The organism is Streptomyces morookaense (assembly GCF_013030945.1).
GTDB classification, from domain to species: Bacteria; Actinomycetota; Actinomycetes; order Streptomycetales; family Streptomycetaceae; genus Streptomyces; species Streptomyces morookaensis.
This window is the reverse complement of the sequence record NZ_JABBXF010000190.1, coordinates 1-492: the sequence shown is the minus strand read 5'-3', so window position 1 is coordinate 492 and position 492 is coordinate 1. Positions and strand designations below refer to the sequence as shown.

Below are 492 nucleotides of genomic sequence, written 5' to 3'. Positions count from 1 at the left end.
GGCATCGGGAAAGACCTACGCGCGGCACGGCGGATTCCTGTACGAGGCCGGGGAGTTCGACCCCGCGTTCTTCGGGATCAGCCCGCGCGAGGCCGTCGCGATGGATCCCCAGCAGCGGCTGCTGCTGGAGACCACGTGGGAGACGTTCGAACGGGCCGGCATCGACGCGGAGTCGGTGCGGGGGAGCAGGACCGGTGTCTTCGTCGGGTCCGGCTACCAGGACTACGTCAACCTCCTGCTCGGGGTGGCCGGCGAGTCCGACGGCCACCTCGGGACCGGCAACTCGGCCAGCGTGATGTCCGGCCGCATCGCCTACACCTTCGGTCTCGAGGGCCCCGCGGTCACCGTGGACACGGCGTGCTCGTCGTCCCTGGTGGCCCTGCACTGGGCGATACAGGCGCTGCGCAGCGGCGAGTGCTCCATGGCGCTGGCCGGCGGCGTGCAGGTGATGACGACGCCCACCCCGTTCGTGGAGTTCAGCCGCCAGCGCGG

The 492-nt window shown here is 71.1% G+C and carries 1 protein-coding gene; it reads left to right on the top strand.

Features of this window, described 5'->3' with window-relative positions; translation table 11 throughout:
- Positions 1-492, top strand: a 492-nt coding sequence (locus HG542_RS34085; RefSeq protein ID WP_171088302.1) for a beta-ketoacyl synthase N-terminal-like domain-containing protein, incomplete at both ends; no start/stop codon positions are given.